At 71.6% G+C, this 7,835-nt stretch carries 7 protein-coding genes; 6 read left to right on the top strand and 1 reads right to left on the bottom strand.

Annotated features, from left to right (window positions below):
• The 4 genes from ABZ260_RS41670 to ABZ260_RS41655 form a co-directional block, all read left to right on the top strand.
• On the top strand, positions 1-2,996 hold a 2,996-nt coding region (locus ABZ260_RS41670; protein ID WP_355628787.1), incomplete at its 5' end, for an FtsK/SpoIIIE domain-containing protein.
• On the top strand, positions 2,993-3,160 hold the full coding sequence (locus tag ABZ260_RS41665) for a helix-turn-helix transcriptional regulator (protein WP_355628784.1): 168 nt from the start codon (positions 2,993-2,995) through the stop codon (positions 3,158-3,160). The genes ABZ260_RS41670 and ABZ260_RS41665, both read left to right, overlap by 4 nt.
• An 80-nt stretch (positions 3,161-3,240) precedes the next feature.
• Positions 3,241-4,131, top strand: coding sequence for an ABC transporter ATP-binding protein (locus ABZ260_RS41660; RefSeq protein ID WP_355628781.1), 891 nt, complete (start codon positions 3,241-3,243; stop codon positions 4,129-4,131).
• Positions 4,128-4,868 (top strand): ABC transporter permease subunit, encoded by a 741-nt coding sequence (locus ABZ260_RS41655; RefSeq protein WP_355628778.1) that lies wholly within the window; start codon positions 4,128-4,130, stop codon positions 4,866-4,868. Before ABZ260_RS41660 ends, ABZ260_RS41655 begins: the two co-directional genes overlap by 4 nt.
• 241 nt (positions 4,869-5,109) lie before the next feature.
• Here the strand turns inward: ABZ260_RS41655 and ABZ260_RS41650 are convergent, their stop codons facing one another.
• Entirely contained in the window at positions 5,110-5,382 is a 273-nt protein-coding gene (locus ABZ260_RS41650) for a WXG100 family type VII secretion target (protein ID WP_030907662.1), read from the bottom strand.
• Positions 5,383-5,555: 173 nt separating this feature from the next.
• Between ABZ260_RS41650 and ABZ260_RS41645 the strand changes: the two genes are divergently transcribed.
• Positions 5,556-6,278 (top strand): SDR family oxidoreductase, encoded by a 723-nt coding sequence (locus tag ABZ260_RS41645; RefSeq protein ID WP_350911817.1) that lies wholly within the window; start codon positions 5,556-5,558, stop codon positions 6,276-6,278.
• A 90-nt stretch (positions 6,279-6,368) separates the two neighbouring features.
• On the top strand, positions 6,369-7,835 hold a 1,467-nt coding region (locus ABZ260_RS41640), incomplete at its 3' end, for a biotin carboxylase N-terminal domain-containing protein (protein ID WP_355628775.1).

The raw sequence follows: 7,835 nt of genomic DNA, 5'->3' as shown, positions 1-7,835 counted from the left end.
GACAGGTCGGCCACCGGCTGGTCGGGCCCCGTCGTCTTGATGTCCAGCTGTTCGATCATCCGGGCGCCACGCTCGCGGCGGCGGGCCGGGAACACGCGCTGCCGGGCATGCCCCAGGTGCTGCGCCAGGGCCCCCGCGCGGGCGTCTACACCCTGGCGGTGGACGGCGACCAGCGGCTGCTGCCCGAGGAGTGCGCCACCGTCGCCGCCATGCAGGCCGACGGCACCGTGCGGCTGCGCGGCGGCGGTCTGGACGACCTCGGCGAGATCCTGGCCGACCAGGTGACGGCCGCCTGGTGTGACCGGCTGGCCCGCTCGCTGGCGCCGATCCGCGACGTCAGCCGCGACGACGCCGGCCTCGCCCTGCCGGGCTCCGCGCGGCTGCTCGACCTGCTGGAGCTGCCCTCCGTCTCCGGTGCGGCCCTGGCCGAGCGCTGGGGGCGGGCGACCGAGGCCGTGGTGGGGGTGGGCCCCGAGGGACCTTTCTCGGTCGACCTGCGCAGGGACGGACCGCACGCGCTCATCGCGGGCACCACCGGCGCGGGCAAGTCGGAGCTGCTGCAGACCCTGATCTGCTCGCTGGCGGTGGCCAACAGGCCGGACGAGATGACGTTCGTGCTGATCGACTACAAGGGCGGCGCCGCGTTCAAGGAGTGCGTGCGGCTGCCGCACACGGTGGGCATGGTCAGCGACCTCGACGGCCACCTGACCCAGCGGGCCCTGGCCTCACTGGCCGCCGAGATCCGCCGCCGTGAGCGCCTGCTGCTGGCCGTGGGAGCGAAGGACATCGAGGACTACCACGAACTGCGCGACGCCCGCACGGCCCGCGCCTCCCGCGACCTGCTCGTCGCCGGGGGCGGCGCGCAGGTCAGGCCGCTGCGCGGGCGCGCCGAGCCTCCGGCCCCGCTGCCCCGGTTGGTGCTGGTCATCGACGAGTTCGCGGCCATGGTCAGCGAGCTGCCCGACTTCATGACCGGACTGGTCGACATCGCCAGGCGGGGGCGCTCGCTCGGCATCCACCTCATCCTCGCCACCCAGCGCCCCGGCGGGGTGGTGACCGCCGACATCCAGGCCAACACGTCCCTGCGGATCGCGCTGCGGGTCACCGAGTCCACCGAGTCCACCGACGTCATCGACCGCCCGGACGCCTCGTACATCCCCAAGTCCGCTCCTGGCCGGTGTTATGTGAAGTCGGGCGCGGGCGCGGCGACGGCGGTGCAGACCGCGCGGATCGGCGGACGGAGCCCCGGCGTCTCGGGCGGCGAGGCCAGGGTGCGGGTGACGGAGGTCGGCTGGCAGGCTCTGGGACGCCCCAGGCCCGCGCGCGCGGGGGTCGAGGGAGGCCACGTCACCGACCTGTCCGTACTCACCGACGCCCTCGTCGAGGCGGCCCGCGTCGCCGGAGTCGCGGAGCAGCCGAGCCCCTGGCTCGAACCGCTCCCCGAGCTCATGGTCGTCCCCGGCCTCGCCACACCGTCCACCGGTCTGCCCTATCGGGCGGGGGCCGAGGAGGTGCCGCCGCTGGCCTTCGGGGTCACCGACATGCCCTGGGCGCAGGACCGGCGGGCACTGGCGCTCGACCTCGCGGGAGGCGGGCACCTGCTCGTCGCGGGCGCCTCGCGGAGCGGGCGGTCCACGGCGCTGCGCACGCTCGCGGGGGCGATCGCCGGCCAGACCTCCCCCGACGACGTGCACGTGCACGCGATCGACTGCGGCTCGGGGGCGCTGCTGCCCCTGATGGCGATGCCGCACTGCGGTGCCGTGGTGACGCGCGACCAGCTCGACCGGGTGGAGCGGCTGCTGGCCCGGCTCCGCGCGGAGGTGGGGCGGCGCCAGCAACTCCTCGCCGAGGCCGGGTACGCCTCGCTGGCCGAGCTGCGCGCCGGCACGGACGGCCCCCGGCTGCCGTGGCTGGTCCTGATGCTCGACCGGTGGGAGGGATTCGTCGCCGCGTTCGAGGGCTACGACTACGGGCGGCTGATCGATTCGCTGATGCAGCTGCTGCGGGAGGGACCCGCGGTCGGGCTGCGGGCCGTGGTGACCGGTGACAGGTCCGTGCTGCTCGGGCAGATCTCCACGGTCTTCGACGACCGGCTGATCCTGCGGCTGGCCGACCCGTCCGACTACGGCCTGGCCGGGCTGCCGGTCAAGGACCTGCCCACGACCCTCGCGCCGGGCCGCGCGCTGTCTGTCGGCGAGTACGGCACGACCGAGAGCCAGATCGCGCTGCTCTGCGACGACCCCTCGGGACCGGCGCAGGTCGCCGCGCTCCAGGCGCTGGCCCGGTCGGCACCGGAGATCACCGCCGACCCGCCGATGCGGGTGGACGCGCTGCCGATGCGCGTCACCGCGGCGCAGGTCCTGGATCTGGTGCCCTCCTTCCGGCCGCCGTCGCCGTTGTGGGCGCTGTTCGGCGCCGGGGGCGACTCGCTGGCCCCGCTCGGCGTCGACCTGCTCGCCCACGGCCCCGGCGCGGTCGTCGCGGGGCCGCCCAGGTCCGGCAGGTCCACGGCACTGCTGACCGCCACCCACTCCCTGCTCTCCCAGGGCACCCCCACGGTCCTGGTGACTCCCCGGCGCAGCCCGCTGTGCACGCTGGTGGACACCCCGGGCGTGCTGGCCGTGCTGGACGCGAACGGTGACCTGCACGAGGCCGTCGCGGGGCAGGACCGCTACGTCGTGATCGTCGACGACGCCGAGCTGATCTCCCCGGACTCCCCTCTGGGCACCGCGCTCGAACAGGTGCTCCGGAGCGGCAGGGACGGCGAGCACGGCATGATCATCGGCGGTACCACGGGCGACCTGACCACCGCCTACCGGGGTTTCGCGGCCGAGACCCGCAAGGGGCGCACCGGCCTGCTGCTCTCGGTCCAGAGCCCCGCCGACGGCGACCTGTTCACGGTCCGGCTGCCCCGCGGCGCGGTCGGCGGCCCCCCGGGGCGCGGCCTGCTGGTGACCCTGGGCTCGGTGACCCCCATTCAGGCCGCCGTCACATGAGGAAATATCCCGGTCTTTCACTGGAAATCGCCGCCGACCTGTCCGTCTCCCCGTCGACCGTCGAGAACCACGTGACGAGCCTGTTCGCCAAGACAGGCGTCAGGGATCGGGCGCAGGCCGTGATCGTCGCGTACCAGGCGGCATTGATCCAACCTGGAGAGTAGGACCAGGGTCCCAGAGCCCTCGCCCGGGAACTGTTCCCAGGCATGACGAAAACGGCCGCCTGCGACGGCACCCTTGGATCATGACCGCGATCCGAACAACGAACCTGAGTAAGCGCTACGGCGGCACCACCGCGGTGACGGACCTGTCGTTCGACGTCAAGCCCGGTCAGGTGACCGGCTTCCTGGGCCCCAACGGGGCCGGTAAGTCCACGACCATGCGCATGCTCCTCGGGCTCGACCGGCCGTCCAGCGGCTCGGCGCTCGTGGACGGGCGGCCGTACCACGAGCTGAAGCACCCGCTGCGCAAGATCGGCGCGCTGCTGGACGCCAAGGCCGTGCACGGCGGACGCAGCGCCCACAACCACCTGCTGGCCATCGCCCAGAGCAACGGCATCCCCGCGAGCCGGGTGAATGAGGTGCTGGAGACCGTGGGCCTGCGGGAGGTGGCCAGGCGGCGGGTCGGCGGCTTCTCGCTGGGCATGTCGCAGCGGCTCGGCATCGCCGCGGCGCTGCTCGGCGACCCGGAGATCCTGATCTTCGACGAGCCGGTCAACGGCCTCGACCCCGACGGCATCCTGTGGATCCGCACGTTCATGCGCCAGCTCGCGGCCGACGGGCGCACGGTGTTCGTCTCCAGCCACCTCATGAGCGAGATGGCCCAGACCGCCGACCACCTGATCGTGATCGGCAGGGGCAGGCTCATCGCCGACACGAGCGTGGCGGGGTTCATCGGGCGCAGCTCGCAGGGGTACGTGCGGGTGCGCTCACCACGGCTGGCCGAGGTGAGCGAGCTGATCAAGGTGGGCGAGCCACATCCCGACCACCTGCGGGTGATCGGGATGAGCACGCTCGAAATCGGCACGATCACCGCGCGGGCCGGCATCCCGCTGGAGGAGCTGACGTTCGTACAGCCCTCACTGGAAGCGGCCTACATGGAGCTCACCAAGGACAGTCTGGAGTTCACATCATGATCGACATTCTCAGGTCGGAATGGACCAAGATCCGCTCGGTCCGCTCCACGGTGTGGACCCTGGCCGTCACCGCCGTGCTGATGCTGGGCTTCTCCGCCCTCATCAGCGCCGCGGCCAAGAGCACTGCCGACGGGCCGATCCCGGGCGAGCAGGCGATCATGACGGGCCTGGCCGGTACGATGCTCGCCTCGCTGTCCATGGCCACCCTGGGTGTTCTGGTGATCTCCAGCGAGTATCGCACCGGGGGCATCCGCACCTCGCTCATGGCCGTGCCCAAGCGCATGAGCCTGCTGACCGGCAAGATCGTGGTGTTCGCCGCGATCTCACTGGTCGTCTGCGCGGTCGCGGCGGCCGGTGCGATCGGCGTCGGCATGGCGATCTCCCAGCCGTCGTCGATCGAGATGGGCGACGTGGTGCGGTCTTCGCTCGGGTCCGGTCTCTACCTGACCGCGTGCGGGCTGTTCGGGTTGGGACTGGGCACGCTGATCAGGCACACGCCGGGCGCGATCGTGTCGGCCATCGCACTGATTCTGGTACTGCCCACGGTGGCGAACCAACTCCCGGGCGAGTGGGGCAGGACCGTGGCCGAACACTTCACCACGAACGCCGGCCTGCTGGTCGTGTCCGGCCAGGGCAACGGCTCCCTGGGCCCGTGGAGTGGGTTCGCGGTCTACCTCGCCTGGGTGGCCCTCGCCGTGCTCGCGGGCGCCGTGCTGATGCAACGCCGCGACGCGTAAGTATGTGCCGGCCGTGGACGCGACCTGGGCACCGGCCCGCCGCCACGCTCCACGTGGTACTCACCGGAACTCACCGGCCCCTCCCAACGGCGGGCCCGCCTCACGACGACGCCCTTGCCTCCGGCCCGGAGGTGGCCCCCCTTCCGCCAGGGGACTTTCGCTCCCAAGCGATCATCCATGCCGGCGCACCATGAAAATGCCCCGGTCTTTCCAGAACCGGGGCATTTCGGCGGGCCGTTTCCTATCGCGTGGCGGACTCGATATTGCCGCGGTAGGTGTTGATCACCCGAGAAGCCTCGCCGAGCTCCTCGGACATGCGCTGGAAAGCGGCGCGGTAGTTCTGCCAGGCCTCGCTGAAACGCTGGGCGCCGGGCCCCGTCCAGGCCGTTCCGACCTTCGCCGCCTCCCTGTCAAGGGCGGCCACGGTGGCTCTGACCTGGTCGGCCTGCTGGGTGAACTGGGTGGCCATCTGCTGCATTTCCGCGGGGTTGCCGCCGAGCAAGTTCTGGCTCATGCCAGTCTCCTTCGGATCGGTGTCGGGGGTTGGTCACCAAACGAAATCACGATAGGCGTACGGATCACAGGGGTATCCGGGATATACCGAGCGGCTATGGACGTTCCCTTCTCCGCTGAGAGGCTAACGTTCTTCATTGTCTTGATTTTTAGTGATTCAGGGAGATATGGGCAGTGCGTGAGATTGTGGTGACGGGCGGAGGCACCGGGATCGGCTACGCCATCGCGACGGCGTTCGCCGCGCAGGGCGACCGGGTGACCGTCACCGGGCGGCGCGAGCAGGTGCTCAAGGAGGCGGCCGACCGGCTGGGCGTCTCGTACGTGGCGTTCAACGCGGCCAACCCGGTGGCGGTGGGCGAGGCGCTGGAACGGCTGCCCGCGAGGGTGGACGTGCTGGTCAACAACGCGGGCGGGAACACCAACCTGGACCGCGTGCCGTCCGGCGACGACCTGATGGACGTGGCGGAGGGCTGGTGGGCCAACCTCAACGCCAACCTGATGTCGGCCGTGCTGGTCACCAGCGCGCTCATCCCGCGCCTCGCCGAGGGCGGCCGGATCATCACGATCGGTTCCATCGCGGCCAGGGGCACCGGCTCCGGGTCCTACGGCGCGGCCAAGGCGGCCGTGGAGGCGTGGACCGCCGACCTGGCCGCCGAGCTGGGGCCGCGGGGCGTCACCGCCAACGTGGTCTCCCCCGGTCTGATCGTGGACACCGAGTTCTTCCGGGGCCGTCTCACCTCAGAGGGGGTGCGCCGCAGGGTCGAGGGCACCAGAAACGGCAGGGCCGGGACTCCGGACGACGTCGCCGAGACCGTGAGGTTCGTCGCCTCCGCTGAGGCACGCCACGTGACCGGGCAGGTTCTGCATGTCAACGGCGGCGCGTACCTGGGCAGGTAGGACCCCCCTCGGCTTCGCCATCAAGCGCCGCTTACACTCCGTTGAAGGCCCGCCAGCCCCCTGTTCGCACGCCTGAAGGGAACGACGTCGGTGCATAAGGTCTTGATCGCCAACCGTGGTGAGATCGCGGTGCGAATCGCCCGCGCGTGCAAGGACGCCGGGTTGGCCAGCGTCGCCGTCTACTCCGACCAGGACCTGGACGCACTCCATGTCCGGGTCGCGGACGAGGCGCACGCCCTTGGTGGCCAGACGCCCGCGGAAACCTACCTCGACATCACCAAGCTGCTGCGGGTCGCCGCGGAGACCGGGGCGGACGCCGTACACCCCGGCTACGGCTTCCTGGCCGAGAACGCCGACTTCGCCCAAGCGGTCATCGACGCCGGCCTGACCTGGATCGGCCCGCCGCCGGCCGCGATCATCGCGCTCGGCGACAAGGTGCAGGCCCGCCACATCGCGCAGAAGGTCGGCGCGCCGCTCGTGGCCGGCACCAAGGATCCGGTCTCCGGGAGCGAGGAGGTCGTCGCCTTCGCCGCCGAGCACGGCCTGCCGATCGCGATCAAGGCCGCCTACGGAGGCGGCGGTCGCGGGCTGAAGGTGGCGCGCACCGCGGAGGAGATCCCCGAACTGTACGACAGCGCGGTCCGCGAGGCGGTCACCGCGTTCGGCAGGGGCGAGTGCTTCGTCGAGCGCTACCTGGACCGTCCCCGGCACGTGGAGACCCAGTGCCTGGCCGACACCCACGGCAACGTGGTCGTGGTGTCCACCCGTGACTGCTCGCTGCAGCGCCGCCACCAGAAGCTGGTCGAGGAGGCACCCGCCCCCTTCCTGAACCCCGAGCAGCTCGACCTGCTCTACACCAGTTCCAAGGCGATCCTGCGCGAGGCCGGCTACGTCGGGGCCGGCACCTGCGAGTTCCTGGTGGGCCAGGACGGCACGATCTCCTTCCTGGAGGTCAACACCCGGCTGCAGGTCGAGCACCCGGTGACCGAGGAGGTCGCCGGCGTCGACCTGGTACGGGAGATGTTCCGCATCGCCGACGGCGAGGAGCTGGGCTACGGCGACCCGGTGCTGCGCGGCCACTCGATCGAGTTCCGGATCAACGCCGAGGACGCCGGGCGCGGCTTCCTGCCCGCCCCCGGCACGATCACGCGGATGAGCGCCCCCTCCGGTCCCGGGGTGCGCCTGGACTCCGGCTACGAGGCCGGCATGACCGTCCCGCAGTCCTTCGACTCCCTGGTCGCCAAGCTGATCGTGACCGGAGCCAGCAGGGCACAGGCCCTGGAGCGCTCGCGCCGGGCGCTGGCCGAGTTCGAGATCGACGGCATGCCGACCGTGCTGCCCTTCCACCGTGCCGTGGTGGCCGATCCCGCGTTCACCGGCGAGCCGTTCTCAGTGCACACCCGATGGATCGAGACCGAGTTCGACAACACGATCGCGCCGCACGCAGGAGAGCACGGCGCGGCCGAGGAGCCGGGCGAGCGGCAGCGGATCACCGTCGAGGTGGCCGGCAAGCGGCTGGAGGTGGTGCTCCCCGCGGGGTTCGCCGCCGGGAACCCC

The sequence above is a fragment of the Streptosporangium sp. NPDC006013 genome (genome assembly GCF_040614275.1).
Taxonomy (GTDB): domain Bacteria; phylum Actinomycetota; class Actinomycetes; order Streptosporangiales; family Streptosporangiaceae; genus Streptosporangium.
The sequence above is the reverse complement of the archived record's forward strand: the minus strand, read 5'-3'. Positions and strand labels throughout refer to the sequence as shown.